General features: G+C 74.4%; 17 protein-coding genes. 7 read left to right on the plus strand and 10 right to left on the minus strand.

Features of this window, described 5'->3' with window-relative positions:
* The first annotated feature begins 84 nt into the window (after positions 1-84).
* Both IE177_RS13415 and IE177_RS13420 read left to right on the plus strand, forming a co-directional pair.
* Positions 85-3,687: a DNA polymerase III subunit alpha gene (locus IE177_RS13415; protein WP_190015536.1), complete on the plus strand. Its 3,603-nt coding sequence runs from the start codon at positions 85-87 to the stop codon at positions 3,685-3,687.
* Positions 3,684-4,688 carry a DNA polymerase Y family protein gene (locus tag IE177_RS13420; protein ID WP_190015537.1) on the plus strand — a complete coding sequence of 335 codons (1,005 nt, stop codon included), beginning with the start codon at positions 3,684-3,686 and terminating at the stop codon, positions 4,686-4,688. Before IE177_RS13415 ends, IE177_RS13420 begins: the two co-directional genes overlap by 4 nt.
* Here the strand turns inward: IE177_RS13420 and IE177_RS13425 are convergent.
* Positions 4,666-5,040 carry a cupin domain-containing protein gene (locus tag IE177_RS13425; RefSeq protein ID WP_190015538.1) on the minus strand — a complete coding sequence of 125 codons (375 nt, stop codon included), beginning with the start codon at positions 5,038-5,040 and terminating at the stop codon, positions 4,666-4,668. The genes IE177_RS13420 and IE177_RS13425 overlap by 23 nt on opposite strands.
* Positions 5,041-5,127: 87 nt before the next feature.
* Between IE177_RS13425 and IE177_RS13430 the strand changes: the two genes are divergently transcribed.
* Together IE177_RS13430 and IE177_RS13435 are read left to right on the plus strand one after the other, a co-directional pair.
* Positions 5,128-5,574 carry a MarR family winged helix-turn-helix transcriptional regulator gene (locus tag IE177_RS13430; RefSeq protein WP_190015539.1) on the plus strand — a complete coding sequence of 149 codons (447 nt, stop codon included), beginning with the start codon at positions 5,128-5,130 and terminating at the stop codon, positions 5,572-5,574.
* Between the two features lie 170 nt (positions 5,575-5,744).
* Positions 5,745-6,605: an esterase/lipase family protein gene (locus tag IE177_RS13435; RefSeq protein ID WP_190015540.1), complete on the plus strand. Its 861-nt coding sequence runs from the start codon at positions 5,745-5,747 to the stop codon at positions 6,603-6,605.
* A gap of 50 nt (positions 6,606-6,655) precedes the next feature.
* Here the strand turns inward: IE177_RS13435 and IE177_RS13440 are convergent, their stop codons facing one another.
* Complete coding sequence (locus tag IE177_RS13440) at positions 6,656-7,672, minus strand: lytic polysaccharide monooxygenase auxiliary activity family 9 protein (RefSeq protein ID WP_190015541.1); 1,017 nt, start codon at positions 7,670-7,672, stop codon at positions 6,656-6,658.
* Positions 7,673-7,934: 262 nt separating this feature from the next.
* Positions 7,935-8,069, minus strand: a complete 135-nt coding sequence (locus IE177_RS35395; protein WP_268253162.1) for a hypothetical protein — start codon at positions 8,067-8,069, stop codon at positions 7,935-7,937.
* A 111-nt stretch (positions 8,070-8,180) separates the two neighbouring features.
* Here IE177_RS35395 and IE177_RS13445 point away from each other — a divergent pair, with 111 nt between their 5' ends.
* Positions 8,181-8,813, plus strand: a complete 633-nt coding sequence (locus IE177_RS13445; RefSeq protein ID WP_373305082.1) for a class I SAM-dependent methyltransferase — start codon at positions 8,181-8,183, stop codon at positions 8,811-8,813.
* Between the two features lie 20 nt (positions 8,814-8,833).
* On the opposite strand, the gene IE177_RS13450 is transcribed toward IE177_RS13445, so the two are convergent.
* Positions 8,834-9,334, minus strand: coding sequence for a ribonuclease FAU-1 family protein (locus IE177_RS13450; RefSeq protein ID WP_190015542.1), 501 nt, complete (start codon positions 9,332-9,334; stop codon positions 8,834-8,836).
* Positions 9,315-10,244 (minus strand): GNAT family N-acetyltransferase, encoded by a 930-nt coding sequence (locus tag IE177_RS13455; protein WP_190015543.1) that lies wholly within the window; start codon positions 10,242-10,244, stop codon positions 9,315-9,317. The genes IE177_RS13450 and IE177_RS13455 overlap by 20 nt, the downstream gene beginning before the upstream one ends.
* Positions 10,245-10,315: 71 nt before the next feature.
* Here IE177_RS13455 and IE177_RS13460 point away from each other — a divergent pair, with 71 nt between their 5' ends.
* Positions 10,316-10,684 carry a GntR family transcriptional regulator gene (locus tag IE177_RS13460; RefSeq protein WP_190015544.1) on the plus strand — a complete coding sequence of 123 codons (369 nt, stop codon included), beginning with the start codon at positions 10,316-10,318 and terminating at the stop codon, positions 10,682-10,684.
* 28 nt (positions 10,685-10,712) lie between these two features.
* Here the strand turns inward: IE177_RS13460 and IE177_RS13465 are convergent, their stop codons facing one another.
* A complete protein-coding gene (locus IE177_RS13465; RefSeq protein WP_190015545.1) occupies positions 10,713-11,483 on the minus strand; it encodes a DUF72 domain-containing protein in 771 nt (256 codons plus the stop codon).
* Between the two features lie 29 nt (positions 11,484-11,512).
* Positions 11,513-12,607, minus strand: a complete 1,095-nt coding sequence (locus tag IE177_RS13470; protein ID WP_190015546.1) for a DUF5925 domain-containing protein — start codon at positions 12,605-12,607, stop codon at positions 11,513-11,515.
* A 216-nt stretch (positions 12,608-12,823) separates the two neighbouring features.
* Here IE177_RS13470 and IE177_RS13475 point away from each other — a divergent pair, with 216 nt between their 5' ends.
* On the plus strand, positions 12,824-13,630 hold the full coding sequence (locus tag IE177_RS13475; protein ID WP_190015547.1) for an SGNH/GDSL hydrolase family protein: 807 nt from the start codon (positions 12,824-12,826) through the stop codon (positions 13,628-13,630).
* Positions 13,631-13,662: 32 nt separating this feature from the next.
* Here IE177_RS13475 and IE177_RS13480 read toward each other — a convergent pair whose 3' ends face one another.
* The 3 genes from IE177_RS13480 to IE177_RS13490 are packed head-to-tail and all read right to left on the minus strand — an operon-like array spanning position 13,663 to position 18,928.
* Positions 13,663-15,291 (minus strand): serine/threonine-protein kinase, encoded by a 1,629-nt coding sequence (locus IE177_RS13480; protein ID WP_190015548.1) that lies wholly within the window; start codon positions 15,289-15,291, stop codon positions 13,663-13,665.
* Between the two features lie 44 nt (positions 15,292-15,335).
* Positions 15,336-17,075: a sulfite exporter TauE/SafE family protein gene (locus IE177_RS13485; RefSeq protein WP_190015549.1), complete on the minus strand. Its 1,740-nt coding sequence runs from the start codon at positions 17,073-17,075 to the stop codon at positions 15,336-15,338.
* Entirely contained in the window at positions 17,072-18,928 is a 1,857-nt protein-coding gene (locus tag IE177_RS13490; RefSeq protein ID WP_229816037.1) for a tetratricopeptide repeat protein, read from the minus strand. The genes IE177_RS13485 and IE177_RS13490 overlap by 4 nt, the downstream gene beginning before the upstream one ends.
* Between the last annotated feature and the right edge of the window lie 4 nt (positions 18,929-18,932).

Consider the following 18,932-nt stretch of genomic DNA (forward strand, 5'->3'; position numbering starts at 1 on the left):
TCGGGAATGGGGGTATGGTGGGGTGCGGAAGTAGGGAACTGATGTTCGAGAGTCGTTCGGGGCTCACGACTGCGGGAGGTGCGTGTGCCGGGTTTCGCGCATCTGCACACCGTCTCCGGGTTCTCCCTGAGGTACGGGGCCTCCCACCCGGAGCGGCTGGCCGGGCGCGCCGCGGAGCGGGGCATGGACGCCCTCGCCCTCACCGACCGCGACACCCTCTCCGGCACGGTCCGCTTCGCCAAGGCCTGCGCCGAGGCGGGCGTCCGTCCGCTGTTCGGAGTGGACCTGGCGGTGGAGGCGGCGCGGACCGGACGGCGGGACGGGGAGCGGGGCAGGCGCCGCACCCCGGTGCGGGGTGGCGCCTTCGTCGACGAGTCGGCCCCCCGGGTGACCTTTCTCGCCCGGGACGGCGCACGCGGCTGGGCCGACCTGTGCCGGACCGTCACGGCGGCGCACGCGGGTGAGGGCACACCGCTGCTGCCCTGGTCGGACAACCACGGCGACGGCCTGACCGTGCTGCTCGGACCCGGTTCCGACGTGGGCCGCGCGCTCGCCGCGGGGCGCCTCGACCGGGCCGCGGCGCTGCTCGCCCCGTGGCGCGAGGTCTACGGCGACGCCCTGCGGCTGGAGGCCGTCTGGCACGGCCGTACCGGTACGGGAACCGGCTCCCTGCGGCTCGCCGCCCGTACCGTCGGCTTCGCCGCCGAACAGGGGGTGCGGCCCGTGCTGAGCAACGCCGTCCGGTACGCCGACCCCGGCCAGGGGGCGGTCGCCGACGTGCTGGACGCCGCGCGCCGCCTGGTCCCGGTCGACCCGCGCGGGGAACTGGACTCCGGAGAGGCCTGGCTCAAGGACGCGCCGCTCATGCTGCGGGTCGCCGAGCAGGTGGTGGAGGCGGCGGGCTACCGGCGCGACACCGCCCACCGGCTGCTGGAGCAGACCCGGGCCACGGCCGCCGAGTGCCGGGTCGACCCCGAGGGCGACCTCGGCATCGGCACCGTCCACTTCCCCGAGCCGCACCTCGTCGGCGCCGGCCGCCGCACCGCCCAGCGGGCGCTCGCCTCGCGGGCGACGGCGGGGATGCTGCGGCTGGGCTACGGCGGCCGGCGCGCGTACTGGGAGCGGATGCACCACGAGCTGGACATCATCGCCCACCACGGTTTCGCCTCCTACTTCCTCACGGTCGCCCAGGTGGTGGACGACGTCCGGGAGATGGGGATCCGGGTGGCCGCGCGCGGCTCCGGCGCCGGGTCGCTCGTCAACCACCTCCTCGGTATCGCGCACGCCGATCCGGTCGAGCACGGGCTGCTGATGGAACGGTTCCTGTCCAAGGAGCGGGTCGTGCTGCCCGACATCGACATCGACGTGGAGTCCGCGCGCCGTCTGGAGGTCTACCGGGCGATCATCGGCCGGTTCGGCACCGAGCGGGTCGCGACCGTCTCCATGCCGGAGACCTACCGCGTCCGGCACGCCATCCGCGACGTCGGCGCGGCTCTGTCCATGGACCCCGCCGACATCGACCGCATCGCGAAGTCCTTCCCGCACATCCGCGCCCGCGACGCACGCGCGGCGCTGGAGGAACTGCCCGAGCTGAAGCGGCTGGCGGGGGAGAAGGAGAAGTACGGCAGGCTCTGGGAGCTGGTCGAGGCCCTCGACGCCCTCCCGCGCGGAATCGCCATGCACCCGTGCGGGGTGCTCCTGTCCGACGCCTCCCTGCTCGCCCGTACACCGGTGGTGCCGACCAGCGGCGAGGGCCTGCCGATGGCGCAGTTCGACAAGGAGGACGTGGAGGACCTCGGACTGCTCAAGCTGGACGTGCTGGGGGTGCGGATGCAGTCGGCGATGGCGCACGCGGTCGCCGAGGTGCGGCGGGCCACGGGCGAGCGGGTTGACCTGGACGCGGTGGCGCCGGGCGACCCGGCGACGTACCGGCTCATCCGGTCCGCCGAGACCCTGGGCTGCTTCCAGATCGAGTCGCCGGGCCAGCGGGACCTGGTGGGCCGGCTGCAGCCGGCCACGTTCCACGACCTGGTGGTCGACATCTCGCTCTTCCGGCCCGGGCCGGTCGCCGCCGACATGGTGCGGCCGTTCATCGAGGCGCGGCACGGGCGGGCACCGGCGCGCTATCCGCACCCGGACCTGGAGGAGCCGCTGAAGGGGACGTACGGGGTCGTCGTCTTCCACGAGCAGGTCATCGACATCGTCGCCGTCATGACCGGCTGCGGCCGGGGCGAGGCCGACCGGGTCCGGCGCGGGCTGTCCGATCCGGAGTCGCAGGGGCGGATCAAGGTGTGGTTCGCCCAGCGGGCGGCGGCCCGGGGGTACGACCTGGAGACGGTCCGGCGGACCTGGGGGATCGTCGAGGCCTTCGGCTCGTACGGCTTCTGCAAGGCGCACGCGGTCGCCTTCGCGGTGCCGACGTACCAGTCGGCGTGGCTGAAGGCCCACCATCCCGCCGCCTTCTACGCCGGGCTGCTCACGCACGACCCCGGTATGTACCCGAAGCGGCTGCTGCTGGCGGACGCGCGGCGGCGCGGGGTGCCGATCCTGCCGCTGGACGTGAACGCCTCGGGGGTCGCACACAGGATCGAACTGGTGTCTGAATCGGGGGTCCGGGAGCCAGGGGCTCGGGAGTCGGGGGGCCGTGAAGCAGGGGTCTGGGGGCTCCGGCTGGCCCTCTCCGACGTGCACGACATCAGCGAGGCCGAGGCGAGGCGGATCGAGGACGGGCAGCCGTACTCCTCGCTGCTGGACTTCTGGGAGCGGGCCCGGCCGAGCCGGCCGCTGGCCCGGCGGCTCGCCCAGGTGGGCGCGCTGGACGCCTTCGGTGCCAACCGGCGCGACCTGCAGCTGCACCTGACGGAGCTGCACCGGGGCGCCCGGGGAGCGGGCGGCGGCCAGCTCCCGCTGGCGGGCGGGCGCGGGACCGCGCCGGCCGGTCTGCCGGACCTGTCGCCGGCGGAACGGCTCAGCGCCGAGCTGGGCGTGCTGTCCATGGACGCCTCGCGCAACCTGATGGACGACCACCGGGACTTCCTCGACGAGCTGGGCGTGGTCACGGCGCGCCGGCTGCGCGAGGCGCGGCACGGTGAGACCGTGCTGGTCGCGGGCGCCAAGGCGGCCACCCAGACCCCGCCGATCCGTTCCGGCAAGCGGGTCATCTTCTCCACGCTGGACGACGGCACGGGCCTGGTCGACCTCGCCTTCTTCGACGACTCCCACGACGCCTGCGCGCACACCGTCTTCCACTCCTGGCTGCTGCTGGTGCGCGGAGTGGTGCAGCGGCGCGGCCCGCGCAGCCTGAGCGTGGTCGGCTCCGCCGCCTGGGACCTCGCCGACCTGGTGGACGCGCGCCTCACGGAGGGGCTCGACGGGGTGGCGGCCCGGCTGGCCGGACCGTCCGGCACGGCCGGGGACGGATCGGCCGGAAATGGATCGGCCGGGAACGGATCGGCCGGAGACGGGTCCTCGGTGCGGGGCGACGGCGGGCCGTCCAGGGCGCGGCTCGCCGGGTCCGACGGGCTGCCCCCGCCGGCCGGCTCGGCGGCCCAGGACCCGATGGAGGGCCGGACGATCCGCATGCCCACGGGGTACGAGATGCACCCCTGGGCGGACCTGCGCCCCGCGGGCGAGGGGCCCGCGGTGGGACGGAAGTTGTGGCACCGGAGTCCGGGGAGTGCGGGATGACCATCCTCTGCGTACGTTTCCAGCTGCCGCCGATGTACGAGGCGGCCCTGCCCGGACTGCTCGGGCTGCTGGAGGAGTTCACGCCGGTCGTCGAGGCGCTGCCGCCCGACGGGGCGCTGGCCGATCTCCGGGGCGCCGAACGGTACTTCGGCCGCAGCGCCGTGGAGCTGGCCTCGGTGATCCGGGTACGGGCCCTCGCCCGGTACGGTGTCGACTGCGTGATCGGCGCCGGCCCGGGCCCGATGCTGGCCCGCGTCGCGCTGCGCGACGCCCGGCCCGGGGTGACCTGCGCGGTGCCCGGACAGCCGGACGCGGTCGCAAAGTTCCTCGCCGGGCGGCCGGTGTCCGCACTGCCCGGAATCGGTGCGGCGACCGCCCGCACCCTGCGCGAGTACGGCCTGGACACGCTGGGCCTGGTCGCCGCCGCACCGCTGTCCACGCTCCAGCGGCTGATCGGCGCGAAGGCGGGCCGCGAACTGCGCGAGAAGGCGGGCGGCACGGACCGGGGCCGGGTCGTGCCGAACGCCGTCTCGCGCTCCCTGGTCGCCGAACGTCCCTTCGGCATCGACGAGCTGAACGCCGACCGGCACCGCGGCGCGCTGCTGTCGGCCGCCGAGGAGATCGGCGCCCGGCTGCGCGCGGTGGAGAAGGTCTGCCGCACCCTCACCCTCACCGTGCGCTACGCCGACCGGTCCTCGACCGCCCGCAGCCGCACCCTGAAGGAGCCCACCGCGCACTCGCCGGCCCTGACCGGCACGGCCTACGGCATGTACGAGGCGCTCGGCCTGCAGCGGGCCCGGGTCCGCGCGCTCGCCCTGCGCGCCGAGGGCCTGGCCCCCGCCGGCCAGGCCTCCCACCAGCTCACCTTCGACCCCGCGGACGAGAAGGTACGGCGCATCGAGGAGGTCGCGGACCGCGCGAGGGCGAAGTTCGGGCCCAGGGCGGTGATGCCGGGGGCGCTGGCGGTGGCGGACGGGCTCAGTTGGCCCACGGCGGCGTGATCCGCGTGCCGTCGGCGAGCCGCGCCTCCAGGCCGACGGAGGTGGTGACCCAGGAGATCGCGGTGTGAGCGGTGGGGTTCTCGACGGCCAGAGTGGCGCCGGGGCTGACGATCACCGTGTCGCCCGCCGAGATCCGCTCGGTGTGACCGTCGAGCGTCATCAGCAGCTCGCCGACGAGCAGGTGGAAGATCTCCTCCCGGTTGACGGTGTGGGCCGGTGCCTTGGTGCCGGGCGGTATCTCGCCGCGCCAGGCGCACAGTTCCCTGCTGCCGGTGAGCGGGGTGGCGTACGAGACGAAGCGGGCGCCGTGGATCTCATGGGTGACTGCTTCCGAGGAGCGGACGACGGGCATGGCGGTGATCTCCGTTCAACTGGTCAAGTAGCTTGACTATATGGTCAAGCTACTTGACTAGTTCGTCAAGGGTGTTTCAATGCCTGTGTGCAGAACTCCGAAGCCATGGCCCTGTCCGCCGCCCTGCTCGCGGTGGCGGGTGATCTCACGCACCGCATCAACGACGGTGTGGTCGCCCGCGGCTTCACCGACATCAGGCCCGCCCACGGCTTCGCCTTCGCGCGGCTCGCCCCGGACGGAGCCACCGCCACCGACCTCGCCGCGCACCTCGGGGTGACCAAGCAGGCCGCGAGCCAGCTGGTGGACGAGATCGTGCGCAAGGGGTACGCCGAGCGGCGCCCGCACCCCGAGGACGCGCGCGCCCGGCTGATCGTGCTGACCGGGCGCGGGTGGGCGTGCACCCGGGCGGCGGAGGAGGCGGCGGCCGAGGTGGTCGGGCGATGGGCCGAACTGCTGGGCGAGGGTGAAGTGCGCGCGCTGCGGGAGTCTCTGGGCCGGATCGCCCCCTATGGTCCGATCAGGCCCGCCTGGTGACGTTCCGTCAGGGTGCCGATGGGCGCCCGTTACCACTCAAAGTTTTTACTGGCGCGTAACTTCCCACTTTCGCTACCCGCCCGTAACTTGACGAATGAACAGCATCCTCGTGATCCGGATCACAGGGTAAGGCCGTCGCACCTCCCCTTGAGCCGCAAGGAGATCACACGATGCTGCCCTGGAAGCGGGTGTTCAGACCCCTCGCCGCACTGCTCCTGACCGCCGCCGTCGCCGTCGTACCGGCCGCCGCCGCCCACGCCGGGACCGCCCCGAGCACCGGCTGGAACGACTACTCCTGCAAGCCCTCCGCCGCCCACCCCCGCCCCGTCGTCCTGGTCCACGGAACCCTGGGGAACTCGGTCGACAACTGGCTCGCCCTCGCCCCCTACCTGGAGCACCGCGGGTACTGCGTCTACTCCCTCGACTACGGCCAGCTGTCCGGCGTCCCCCTCATCCACGGCCTCGGGCCCATCGACAAGTCGGCCGAGCAGCTGTCGGTGTTCGTCGACAAGGTGCTCGCGGCGACCGGAGCCGCCAAGGCCGACCTGGTCGGACACTCCCAGGGCGGCATGATGCCCCGCTACTACCTCAAGTTCCTCGGCGGGGCCGGCAAGGTGAACGCGCTGGTCGGCATCGCTCCCAGCAACCACGGCACCAACCTGTCCGGTCTCACCAACCTGCTGCCGTACTTCCCGGGCGCCGAGGACCTCCTGAAGGCCACCACCCCCGGCCTCGCCGACCAGATCGCCGGCTCCGCGTTCCTCACCAAGCTCAACGCGGGCGGTGACACCGTCCCCGGAGTGCACTACACGGTCCTCGCCACCAAGTACGACGAGGTCGTCGCCCCGTGGCGCGGCCAGTACCTCACCGGCCCGGACGTCCGCAACGTCCTGCTGCAGGACCTGTGCCCGCTCGACCTCTCGGAACACGTGGCGATCGGCCTGCTCGACCGGATCGCCTTCCATGAGGTGGCCAACGCGCTCGACCCGGCCCACGCCACCGCCACCACCTGCGCGTCCGTCTTCGACTGACCGCCTCCGGGACCTGTCCGGCCTGAGCCGCCGGACAGGTCCCGGAACCCTCACCGGCGCCGGCCGCCGCCCGCCGCGCGCCGGCGCACCGACAGGAAGAGCGCCGCCGAACCGAGCGCCAGCGCCGCCGCGCCGCCGATCGCGAGGGACGGGGTGCCGGGCGTGGCGCCGGTCTCGGCGAGCCTCCGCGAACTCCCGTCCGTCACCGGTCGGTTGTCCCGGGCGGCCGGCTCCGCCGAGGTGCTGGCGTCGTCGTCCCCGTGACCGTGGTGCTCGATCGTCGACTTGTCGGCACCGGCCGCGATCTGCTCGTCGGACGGCGCGGAGGCGGCCGGAGCCGGGGTCGCCGGAGCCGGGGGCGCCGGAGCGGTGCCGGCCCCGGCGGTTCCGCCACCCGCCGTGCCGCCCGTGCCTCCCGCCCCGTCCGTACCACCGCCGAAGTCCACGTCCGAGCAGGAGTAGAACGCCTCCGGACTGTCCGAGCGCTGCCAGACCGCGTACAGCAACTGCCGGCCGGACCGCTCGGGGAGCGTGCCGGAGAAGGTGTAGAAACCGCCGGAGGCGGCCGGGTCGGTGACCGTCGCCACCGGGTGCTCCAGATCCAGTTCGCTCCAGGCCAGCGTCTTCGCGGGGTCGTAACCGGGCTTGGTGAGATAGACGGTGAAGGTGCCCTTGTGCGGGGCGGTCACGCGGTACTTGAACGTGTACGGCCCCTTGCGCACGCTCGTCGCCGGCCAGTCGGCGCGCGCCAGGTCGAGCCCCTTGAACTCCTCGTTGCCCGCACTGCACAGCCTGCCGTCCGCGATCAGCTGGCGGTGCCGCCCGTTCGCGTCGCCGATCCGGATGCCGTTCCAGTCGTACAGCGCCTGCGTGCCGCCGGCCGCCACCGCGGCCCTGCACGCGGCCGAGTCCGGGCTCTCCGGCCCCTCCGCATAACACTGCGCGACCCGGCTGACGGGGTCGCCCATCGAGCCGTGCGCGGACGCGGGGGCGGCGGCGAGCGCGGTCAGGGCGAGCGGCGTCACACCGAGTACGGCGACGGCCCTGCGGCGGGCGCGAGCGGGCATGCGGAACTCCTCCGAACGGTCCGTGGGGTGGACTGAATCCCGTGGGGTGATCAGAAACTAGCCCCGCGAAACCGCGGAATCACCTGCTGGCGGCGGCCGGAGGAGATCCTTATGGTGCCGTTAAGGAAGAGCTAACCGATGGCTCAGGAACAGGGGCATGACGGTGGGGGCCGTAGCAGCGATCGGCCCGTCCGGCGGGCGGCGGCGAGCCGCGCCACACGGTCGTCGTCCCGGTCGCCGACGACCGGCGCCGGGGTCCGCGTCAGCTGTCGGGCCACCAGGTGCGGGCGATGTCCCTGCGCACCTCGGGGCGTCCCGTGGGGGGTTCCTCCGGCTCCTCGCGGTTGCGGCGGCCGTCCGTCCTCTTCAGGGGCTTCTGCACGGTCACACGGCGCATGTCTGCCTCCTTCGGCGTCCACCGGGTTCCGCGTTGTCGCGGACGCAGACGCTTTCGGGGAGAGTTCCTCATCGGTGCCCGATTGTCAGTGGCGGCTGTCACTCTTCGGGCATGACGCGGGACATGACGCACGACGGTGAGCAGGCGGTCGCGGTGGGTGCCGGAGTGGACTGGGACGCGGCGGCCGCCGCCTTCGACGACGAGCCGGACCACGGTCTGCGCGCCCCCGGGGTGCGGGCCGCCTGGGCCGCCCGGCTGCGCTCCTGGCTGCCCGGGCACCCCGCCGACGTCCTCGACCTCGGCTGCGGCACCGGCAGCATGTCGCTCCTCGCGGCCGAGCAGGGACACCGGGTGACCGGCGTCGACAGCTCGCCGGCCATGGCCGGCCGGGCCCGGGCCAAGCTCGCCGGCCGTGACGCGGTGGTCCTCCGCGGGGACGCTGCGTCACCGCCGGTGGGGGAGCGGCGCTACGACGTGGTCCTGGTCCGGCACGTGCTGTGGACGCTGCCCGGCCCCGCGGCCGTGCTGCGCCACTGGCGCACCCTGCTGCGGCCCGGCGGCCGGTTCGTGCTGGTCGAGGGCGTCTGGGGGGCCGTCGCCCCGGTCGGCATACCCGCGGACCGGCTCGTGGCCCTGCTGGAGCCGGTGACCCGGCACGCGCGCGTGGAGCGGCTGTCCGACGACCCCGCGCTGTGGGGGAAGGCCGTGGACGACGAACGGTACGCGGTGCTCGCGACGGTGTGAGGGGCGGACGGCCCCGGGGCTCAGGAGGCCGGCGTCCCCAGGGCGCCCTCTCGGGCCAGTCCCTCCAGCTCGTCCAGGGCGGCCACCGCGGCGGACGCCGCCCCGGGGTCCCGCTCCGCCAGGCCGCTCTCGGCGAACTCGTCCTCGTCCAGGCGCCGTACGACCGTGCCGTCGGCGGAGCACCACAGGTCCAGGTCGAGGTCCTCGACGACCAGCTCGCCGCCGGTCCGGGTGGCGGGGCGGGTGACGTCGCAGTACCAGCCCTTCAGGGCGCCGTCCCCGGCCCGGACCTCCTTCACCGAGTACCAGCGGTCCCGCCAGTAGTGCTCGGTGAACACGTCACCCGGTTCGAAGCGCACGAACCCGAAGTCACGCACGCCCTCGCCCGCCCACGGGGCGCGGACCGAGATCCGGACGCCGTCGTCGTGCAGCAGCCGGGCCGGGTAACGGATCTTCGTACGGCCGCCCTTGACCAGGACGACCTCCACCAGGTCGGCCGGTTCAGCCGAGTTCGCGGACATAGCGCACCTCCGTGGCGCAGATCTCGTACCCGAGCCACTTGTTGATCGCGATCATGGGGTCGTTGCCGGTGTCGTTACCGGTGAAGGCCTCCGTCACGCCGGCCGCGCGTGCCCGGTGCAGGCTGTGCACCTTGGCGAGCTTGGCCAGCCCGCGGCCGCGGTGGGCACGGGCGGTGCCCGTCATCGCGGTGGAGTAGCGGGCGCCGCCGTCCGTGTAGACCACCGTGAAGGCGGCGGGGCGGCCCCCGACGCAGGCGACCGTGGTCAGGTCCCGGTCGAGCAGCGGGTGCCGCCAGTTCTCCGCGATCCACGCGTCGTAGTCCGTGAACTCGCTGGTGACGTCGCTCGGTTCGTCGAGCATCGTCTCCGCGTCCAGCTCGAACAGGGGCCGCGGGTCGGCCGCGAAGTCGGCGGCGGTACGCAGTTCCACGTCCGGCGGGACGTCCAGCAGCGGAGGGAGGGTGCCGTTCGCCAGGTCGAGACGGAGGAAGTGGCCCGAACGGCCCTGGGTGTAGCCGCGCCGCTCGGCGAAGGCGCGGTTGGCGGGCTCGTCGAGCGCCCAGGCGAACAGTTTCGTGGCCCCCTGCGCCGTCAGGTACTCCTCGGCGGCCCGCACCAGGAGCCGGCCGGCTCCGCGGCGGGTGCGGTCCGGGCGCACGTAGACGTTCAGGCAGCCCTGGCCCGGGTCGGGGCTGTCATGGACCAGATGGACCTGGGCCGTGCCGATCACCTCACCGTCCTGCACCGCGACCAGCGGACGGTAGCGGGCGTCGGGATGGATGCGGGTGGCGGTGTGCCGGACCGATTCCGGCGTGAACAGGATGTACGGCAGGGCGAGAGCGCGTACCCGGGCGAAGCCCTCGGTGTCGGCCGGGACATCGGGGCGCAGGTCGCGCACGATCACTGTCATGAGCAGGGACCGTACGCGGTGGGCGTCGCCGGGTGCCTCTCATTTTCCGGCGGGTGCGGGACAATCGCCCCGTGAGCCTGAAGATCCGCATCGACGACAGCGCGCCCCCGTACGAGCAGGTGCGGGCGCACATCTCCGAGCAGGCGCGGTCCGGCGCGCTGCCGGTCGGGTACCGGCTGCCCACCGTGCGGGGGCTGGCCGAGTCCCTGGGGCTCGCGGTGAACACCGTGGCCAAGGCGTACCGGGCGCTGGAGACGGACGGGGTGATCGAGACCCGGGGACGGCACGGCACGTTCGTGGCCGCCGCCGGTTCGGCCGCGGAGCGTGAGGCGTCGTCGGCCGCGCAGGCGTACGCGGAGCGGGTACGGCGGCTCGGACTGGGGGAGGCGGAGGCGCTGGCCGCGGTGCGGGACGCCCTGCGGGCGGCCTACGGCGAGTAGGCGGGAGGCCTCACCGCGCCGTCGCGCCTCACCGCGCCGTCGCGTGCTTCGGGACCCGGGTCACCGCCAGCCCCGCCCTGCCCGCCGCCCTGCCGAACACCACCGCGTCCCGGACCGCCGCGCCCCCGGGGTCGTTGTTGAAGTAGGCGTACACGTCCTCCCCCTCCGGCCACGTCGTGGCGATGCGGTCCACCCAGGTCTCCAGGGACCGCCGGCCGTAGCGCGGCCACGGCTGGGCACGGCCCTGGTGGAAGCGGACGTAGCCCCAGCCGGTGGTGCGCCACAGCGGGGTGACCGGGCGGGCCAGGACGTCCGCCCAGCACAGGGCCGCGCCCCGCGACCGCAGGACGCTCCGCACCTCCGGCGTCCACCAGGAGTCGTGACGCGGCTCGACCGCGACCCGCGTACCGGGCGGGAAGCAGGCCAGGCAGGCGTCCAGCAGGGACGGGTCGGCGCGCAGGGTGGGCGGGAGCTGGAGGAGGACCGGGCCCAGCCGGCCGCCGAGGCCCGCCGCGTGGGTCATCAGCCGGTGGACCGGTTCCAAGGGGTCCTTCAGGCGCTTGATGTGGGTCAGGTAGCGGCTGGCCTTGACCGCCACCACGAAGTCGGGCGGGACCCGCGCCCGCCAGGCGGCGAAGTTGTCGTAGGACGGCAGCCGGTAGAACGCGTTGTTGATCTCCACGGTCGCGAAGAGCCGGGTGTACTCCTCCAGCCACAGCCGTGCCGGGACTCCGGCCGGATAGACGAGGTCCCGCCAGTCCTTGTACTGCCACCCCGAGGTGCCGACGAACAAGGTCATGGAACCATCAAAGCACCCGGATCCGGCTCCTACAGGTACAGGCCCGCGTCCGCCCCCTCCCGGGCGCCCGGTACCGACGTCGGTGTCGTCCCGCGGCGCAGGGCGTACAGCTCGGCGAGGGTGGCGCCGTCCCGGCCGAGGCCCTGCTCGGTGCCGAGCCAGTCCACCGCCTCCGGGCGGGTCAGCGGGCCCACCTCGATGCGGGCCAGGCAGCGGCCCGGACGGACCACGGCCGGGTGCAGGCGCTCCAGGTCCTCGTTGGTGGTGACGCCGACCAGGACGTTGCGGCCCTGGCCGAGCAGGCCGTCGGTCAGGTTCAGCAGCCGCGACAGGGCCTGCCCCGCCGTGTGCCGGGCCTCGCCGCGGATCAGCTCGTCGCAGTCCTCCAGCAGCAGGAGCCGCCAGCGGCCCTTGCCCGCGCCGTCGTCCTCGCCGATCGCGATGTCCATGAGATAGCCGACGTCGGAGAAGAGGCGTTCCGGGTCGAGTACGCAGTCGACCTGGCACCAGTCCCGCCAGGAGCGGGCCAGGGTGCGCAGCGCGGACGTCTTCCCGGTGCCGGGCGGGCCGTGCAGGAGCAGCAGCCGGCCCGCGATGTCCTCGGGGGTCGTGGTCATCAGCCGGTCCATGGCGTCCGCGACGGGCGCGGTGTAGTTGGGCCGGATCTCCTCCCAGGTGCCCGCGGAGATCTGACGGGTGGTCCGGTGCGGGCCCCGCCGCGGGGAGACGTACCAGAAGCCCATCGTCACGTTCTCGGGCTGCGGTTCGGGCTCGTCGGCGGCGCCGTCGGTCGCCTGGTCGAGGATTCGTTTCGCCAGTTCGGCGGTGGTCGCGGTGACCGTGACGTCCGCGCCCCGGTTCCAGCGGGAGACCAGCAGCGTCCAGCCGTCGCCCTCCGCGAGGGTCGCGCTGCGGTCGTCGTCGCGGGCGACCCGCAGCACGCTGGCGCCGTCCGGCAGCAGGGTCGCGCCGGAGCGCACCCGGTCGATGTTCACCGCGTGCGAGTACGGCTGCTCGCCCGTCGCGAAGCGGCCGAGGAACAGCGCGTCGACGACGTCGGACGGCGAGTCGGAGTCGTCGACGTGGAGCCGGATCGGCAGAGCGTCGTGCGGGTTGGCAGACATGCCGCCATGATCCGGCACGGATGCGCTCCGCGCACGGCATTTCCCTGCCCGGATTGACGCTGCGTCAACACGTCTGACATGTCCACGCAATAGATGAGCAGTGAACGTTTCGAGCTGATCTCGTTGAGATCACAAAAGTCTTGGCATGGACACTTCCCGTCAACACGCGTAGTTGCTACGACAGTTGCAGCAGACATCCTGCTAAAGGGAGGTTCCATGAGACGTTCCCGACTTACCGGATTCGTTACCTCGCTCCTCCTCGCCGCCGGCCTCGGTCTCACCGGGGCCGCTTCCGCGCAGGCGTCCTCGACGGCCGCGGCGGGCGGGTACGTGGCGCTCGGTGACTCGTACTCCTCCGGAGTGGGCTCCGGCAGCTACATCGGCTCCAGCGGCAGCTGCGACCGCAGCACGAAGGCGTACCCGTACCTGTGGAACGCCGCCCACAGCCCGTCCTCGTTCGCCTTCAACGCCTGCTCGGGCGCCAAGACGGACGACGTGCTCGCCAACCAGCTCGGCTCGCTCAACTCCTCGACCTCACTGGTGTCCATCACCATCGGCGGCAACGACGCCGGCTTCGCCGACGTCATGACGACCTGCGTGCTCCAGTCCGACAGCACCTGCCTGTCCAAGATCAACACCGCGAGGGCGTACGTCGCCAACACGCTCCCCGGCAAGCTGGACACCGTCTACGACACGATCAGAGCCAAGGCCCCGTCCGCCCGGGTGGTCGTCATCGGCTACCCCCGCTTCTACCTGCTCGGCCAGGCCTGCCTCGGCCTCTCCGAGACCAAGCGCTCCGCGATCAACGACGCGTCCGACTTCCTCGACGCCACCATCAAGACCCGCGCCACCGCCCACAACTTCGTCTTCGGCGACGTCCGCACCACCTTCTCCGGCCACGAGATCTGCTCCGGCAGCTCCTGGCTGCACAGCGTCAACTGGCTCGACATCGGCGAGTCGTACCACCCCACCGCGTCCGGTCAGGCGAGCGGTTACCTGCCGGTGTTCACCAACGCGGCGTGACCCGTCCGCGCTCACTCGTCAGGGCTCACCCGTCAGGGTGAACTCGTGGGTGAGCCCGAGGCGGAGGCGGAGGCCCCGTCCGACGGGGTCTCCGCCGTCGTGCAGGTCACCGAGAACGGCACGGCGGCCGACGCGTTGCGCACCGGACCGCGTACCTCCACGCTGATCTCGTTCTCCAGCGTCCCGCCGGCCCCGGGAAGGGCCGTCACCGTCACCCGGGCCCGCCCGGTCCGTGCGCCGCCCTCCGGGAAGGACAGCGTCCTCCACCCGCCGTCCGACAGGGACCCGTGCGCAAGCACCCACCGGTACTCCACCAGGGCGGGCAGCCGCCGCACCGTGAACGTCGCCGTGAAAGCCGGCGCCTGCGCGGTGGGCGGGGGACAGGCCCCGGAGTACGCCGTGTGCGCCCCGGCCACCGTGACGTGCACGGACTGGGCCGGACCACTGCTCGCCGGAGAGCCGCTGTGCGTGGGCGGGACCGGCGCCGCGGTGTCCGGACCGGTGCCGCCGCTCGCCGTGGGGGAGTGCGCTGCGCCGCTCGTCCGGCCGCCGCTCGCCGTCGCGTCACCCCACTCGTGCCCGCCGTCGGGGTGGGTCAGCGCGTACGTCAGCCCGGCCAGCGCCAGGACGACCGCGAGCGCGCCCACGGCCAGGACGAGCGCGGCACGGCGGTCCCGGCCCGGGCGCACGTCCTGTTCCGCGGTGGTCCCAGGGCCCGGGTACCCGGTGGGCAGCGGCGCGGGCGGGGCGCCGCGTGCCCCGGCCGGTGCGGGGCGGACGGCCGTCGTCGGCGTGTACGGCGACGCCACGGACACCGTGTCCGCCCCGGGGGTCCCGCCCGCGGCGACCACCCGCAGGTCCGCCTCGGCCCGCTCGGCGGACAGCCGTCCGGCCGGGTCCTTGCGGAGCAGCCCGGCGATCACGGGAGCGAGCGGTCCGGCCCGGCGCGGCGGCGGCAACTCCTCGTCCACCACGGCGCGCAGGGTGCTCAGGGGGGTGTCCTGCCGGAACGGGGAGATCCCCTCGACCGCCGCGTACAGCAGCACGCCCAGAGACCACAGGTCCGACTCGGGCCCCGGCGTACGCCCCAACGCCCGCTCCGGGGACAGGTACTCGGGCGATCCGATCACTTCGCCGGTCATGGTCAGCGCGGAACTGCCCTCGACCGTGGCGATCCCGAAGTCCGTGAGGACGACCCGGCCGTCCTCGGCGAGCAGCACGTTGGCCGGCTTCACGTCCCGGTGCAGCACCCCGGCGGCGTGCGCGCCGCGCAGCGCGGACAGCACCTCGGCACCGATGTGCGCGGCCCGCGCCGGCGGCAGCGGGCCCTCCGCCTCCAGCCGGTCGGCGAGGGACGGCCCGTGCACCAGCTCCATCACGATCCAGGGCCGTCCGCCCTCCAGCGCCACGTCGTAGACGGTCACCACGTTGCGGTTCGCGACCCGGGCCGCCGCCCACGCCTCGCGCTCCAGGCGCGCGTACATCCGCTCGACGTCCGGGGCGGGCAGCCCGGCCGGGGCCCGCACCTCCTTGACGGCGACCTCGCGGTGCAGCACCTCGTCCCGGGCCCGCCACACGGTGCCCATGCCGCCCGCGCCCAGCGGGGCCAGCAGACGGTAGCGCCCCGCGATCACACGTTCACGGCCCGGCTCTTCGGACACGGGTGCCCCCAAGGCATCTCGCGCGAATTCTCCATAAAAGTAGCTCAGCCGAGCGCGGATGCGGCCCCCTTGAGCACCAATCCGACACCGAGCGCGACGACGACCGCCGCGGAGACCAGCGGCAGGGTCCGGCGCACCAGGGCGGCCAGCGGGTGCGCGGTCCAGCGCGGACGCCGCTCCAGCACCCGGGTCACCCCCGACCCCAGCCGGACGACGGCGAACCCGGCCGCGGTGAGCGTCAGCGCGAGACCCGCCCCGTACGCCACGACGAGCAGCAGCCCGAACCAGGCCTTGCCGAGCGCGGCCGCGCCGACGAGCACGACCACGGCGGACGGGCTGGGGACCAGACCGCCGGCGAAGCCGAGCAGGATCGTGCCGCGCAGGGTGGGTGCGGTGGGGTGGCTGTGGGTGTGACCGCCGTGGGTGTGCACCACGCCACCCTGATGGTGGTGGCCGTCGTGGTCGTGGTGTCCGCCGTCGTGACCGTGGTCGTGGTGGTGGACGCCGTCCTGGTCGTGGTGGTGGTCGTGGTGGTGCCCGGCGTCGTGGTCGTCGTAGTGGTGAGGGTGGGCGTGCCCCGTGTGCTCGTGGTGGGGATGGGTGTGTCCGTCGTGCACGTGGTCGGCGTGGGCGTGCGCCTCGCTGTCGTGACGGTGCCCGGCTCCGGAGGCTTCCCGAGCCGCACCGACCAGGGCCAACGGGCGGGCCTCCGCGTGCTCGTGGTCATGCTCGTGTCCGTGCGGGTGCCGGTGCGGCCGTGCGTGCGCGCGGGTGCGCCAGGCGCGGCGTACGAGATCGACGCCGGCCACGAGCACCAGGACGCCGCTGGCGATGCCCAGCCAGGCGATCACCGAGGGCGTGGCGGCGGAGCCGGCCGTGACGAGCAGGCCCAGGGCGACCACGCCCAGGGTGTGGGTCACCGTGACCGAGGCGGCCAGCGGCAGCACGTCCCGCATCCGCGCCCGGCCGCCGCGCGCGGCCGCCGTCGCGGCCATCAGGGTCTTGCCGTGACCCGGCGCGAGCGCGTGCATCGCGCCCAGGACGACCGCGATGAGCAGGGCGAGCGCGGCGAACCCGACGGTGAGGTCACGCCGGGCCACGAGGTCGCCCAGGGCCTGGGTCCAGCGGTCGGCGCCCCGGGGCAGCACACCGGCGCCGGGGGCGTCCTGCCGCTCCTCGGCGAGCGCCGGGCCGCCGGGCCGCACCCGCAGTGACGCGGCGGTGGTGTCGGCGGGCGACGACAGCAGGTCCTTCGGATACGTGGTCAGTTCGTGCGTCACCGACCTCTTCGGCACGTCCGTCGCGGTGAGCGTCATCCGGTCGCCGCGCGCGGTGATCTCCCGCCAGCCGGGCCCGCCGGCCGCGCCCGCGCCGCGGAAGCCGAGGTCCACCGTGCCGTGGCGGGGGAGCGGGGCGGTCAGCCGGCACTCCACGCGCAGGGTGTTCAGCCCGGCCTGGCCGGGGCGCAGGCGGGCCGTGCCGCTCTCGACGGTCAGGGCGGCCGGGCGCCCGCCGACGGTGAGGGCGCTGCCCTTGGCCGCCCGCGCACACCGCTGCCGGGCCCACGCCGCCCGGCCCAGCCGCTCCAGGTCGGGCTTCGCCTGGGTCGCCGGGATCTCGGCGAGGTCCTCCACGTGGTCGACGCGGAGCTGTCCGGGAGCGGCGACCAGGCCGTCGTAGCGGTTGACGGTGAAGTTGCCGAGGGGGTGGGCGCTCGCGGCGCCGGCCGGGAGGAGCCCGAGGACGCAGGCGGCGAGGAGGACCAGCAGCAGACGCGGTTTCACTTCGTACCCTCCAGGGCCTTGCGGGCCCGTGCGGCGCCCAGCGGGGAGAACCCGGGGTTCAGCTTCAGCGCCGAGGCCAGCGAGGCGCGCCCGGCCGCGCGGTGGCCCGTGGCCAGCTCGATCACACCGCGGTGGTAGAGGAAGGACGCGTTGCGGTAGCCGGTGCCGGTGGCCCGGCGGGCGTACGGCAGGGCCTCGGCGTCCCGGCCGTTGACGTGCAGCGCCCAGGCCAGGGCGTCCGCCGTGTGCACGGTGTGCCGGCGGGACCATTCGGCGCGGGCCGCCCGCAGCGCGGCCGTCCGGTCGCCGTGGTCGGCGGCGGCCAGCGCGGTGTCCAGGTCCGCGTTGACGCCGTTGGCGCGGGCCAGCGCGATCCAGGCGTCCACGAGGGCGTACTGCCGCCCGGCCCGGGCCCGGTCGCCGGCCGTGCCCCGCGCCTCGTACAGCTCGCCCAGTTCGACGAGCGGGCCCGGCAGCGGGTACCGCGCGACCACCGTCTCCAGTCCCTTGATCGCCGCCGCCCGGTCACCGCTCGCCGCCTGCGCGCGGGCCCGGCCCTCCAGCGCCGGGAGGTAGTCGTCGTCGGCGGCCAGGGCACGGGCGTAGAAGGTGAGGGCCGCCTTGTGGTCGCCCTGGTTGAAGGCGAGCTGGCCGAGCTGCGCGGCCACGTACGCCGTGTCCCCGGGTGACGTGGCGGCGGACAGCGCCTGACGCAGCACCCGGCGGGCCGTGGTCACGTCCCCGCGCAGCTCGCGCACGTACGCGTACCGGGTGAAGACCGGCACGCCCGGCTTGCGGGCGTCGGCGGTCCCGGCGGCCTTCGCCGCCTCGGCGTACCGGCCGAGTTCCACCAGGGCGTCGATACGGGAGGACAGCGCGCGCTCGCTGTAGGGGTTCTGTCGGAGGGCCCGATCGGCGAAGGCCAAAGCGTTCTTGAAGTCGTGCCGCGCGGCGGCGAGGGCGGCGCGGCCGGCCAGGGCCTGGTCGTTGTCCGGGGCCAGCGAGAGGGACCGTCCCAGCGCCTTCTCCGCCTGCGGGTACCGGGACGGATCACCCTTGGTCCGCGCCTGCTCGACGTAGGCCAGGCCGAGGGTGGCCCAGCTGCCGGAGTCCCGCGGCTGGGAGCGCAGATGGGCCTGCAGCGCGGCGATGCCCGCGTCGAGGTTCCCGCCGCCGAGGACGGCGGGGTCCACGGCGCTGGAGGCCGCCGGCACCGGCGCCGGCTCCCGGTCCGCGCCGAGAGCGATCGCACCGCCGGTCATGGCGACCGCCAGCAGTGCCGCGCAGAGGCCCAGTTGTGCGGCGTGCCGGCGCCGCCCGGCGGCGGCCACCCGGCGGACGGCGGCGACCCGCTCGCCGGGCTCCGAGGGCGCACCTCCGTCGGACCCTGAGTGCGCACGCCCGTCGGAATCCGAGGGCGCACCCCCCTCGGGGTCCGAGGCCGCGCCGCCGTCGGGGTCCGAGGCCGCATGCGCGCTGAGGTCCGAAGCCGTACGCCCGTCGAACTCTGAGGGCGCGCCCCCGTCGGGGTCCGAGGCCGCATGGTCGCCGCGGTCCGAGGGCGCACCTCCGTCGGACCCTGAGTGCGCACGCCCGTCGGAATCCGAGGGCGCACCCCCGTCGGGCTGCGAGGCCGCGCGCTCGCCGGGGTCCGAGGGCGCGCGCCCGTCGGGGCCCCCGGCCGCGGCACCGGGTGCGCCCTCGGCCGGGGCACCGTCGCGCGCCCCGGCCTGGGCCTTCGGCGTACCGGGCTCCCCGGAACCCTCCCGCTCCGGGTCCGTCCGCCGCTCGCCGGCCCCGTCGGCGTCGCCGTGCCGGTCATCCCTGTGCGGGTCGTTCGTACGCGGGGACATGCCC

This window comes from Streptomyces lucensis JCM 4490, assembly GCF_014650035.1.
GTDB lineage: Bacteria > Actinomycetota > Actinomycetes > Streptomycetales > Streptomycetaceae > Streptomyces > Streptomyces lucensis.

Coding starts and splice junctions, on each gene's coding strand:
- IE177_RS13420 (WP_190015537.1), top strand. CDS start 3,684: ATGACCATCCTCTGCGTACGTTTCCAGCTGCCGCCGATGTACGAGGCG.
- IE177_RS13465 (WP_190015545.1), bottom strand. CDS start 11,483: ATGACCTTGTTCGTCGGCACCTCGGGGTGGCAGTACAAGGACTGGCGG.
- IE177_RS13475 (WP_190015547.1), top strand. CDS start 12,824: ATGAGACGTTCCCGACTTACCGGATTCGTTACCTCGCTCCTCCTCGCC.
- IE177_RS13490 (WP_229816037.1), bottom strand. CDS start 18,928: ATGTCCCCGCGTACGAACGACCCGCACAGGGATGACCGGCACGGCGAC.
- IE177_RS13455 (WP_190015543.1), bottom strand. CDS start 10,244: ATGACAGTGATCGTGCGCGACCTGCGCCCCGATGTCCCGGCCGACACC.
- IE177_RS13450 (WP_190015542.1), bottom strand. CDS start 9,334: ATGTCCGCGAACTCGGCTGAACCGGCCGACCTGGTGGAGGTCGTCCTG.
- IE177_RS13470 (WP_190015546.1), bottom strand. CDS start 12,607: ATGTCTGCCAACCCGCACGACGCTCTGCCGATCCGGCTCCACGTCGAC.
- IE177_RS13445 (WP_373305082.1), top strand. CDS start 8,181: ATGACGCGGGACATGACGCACGACGGTGAGCAGGCGGTCGCGGTGGGT.
- IE177_RS13425 (WP_190015538.1), bottom strand. CDS start 5,040: ATGCCCGTCGTCCGCTCCTCGGAAGCAGTCACCCATGAGATCCACGGC.
- IE177_RS13435 (WP_190015540.1), top strand. CDS start 5,745: ATGCTGCCCTGGAAGCGGGTGTTCAGACCCCTCGCCGCACTGCTCCTG.
- IE177_RS13440 (WP_190015541.1), bottom strand. CDS start 7,672: ATGCCCGCTCGCGCCCGCCGCAGGGCCGTCGCCGTACTCGGTGTGACG.
- IE177_RS35395 (WP_268253162.1), bottom strand. CDS start 8,069: ATGCGCCGTGTGACCGTGCAGAAGCCCCTGAAGAGGACGGACGGCCGC.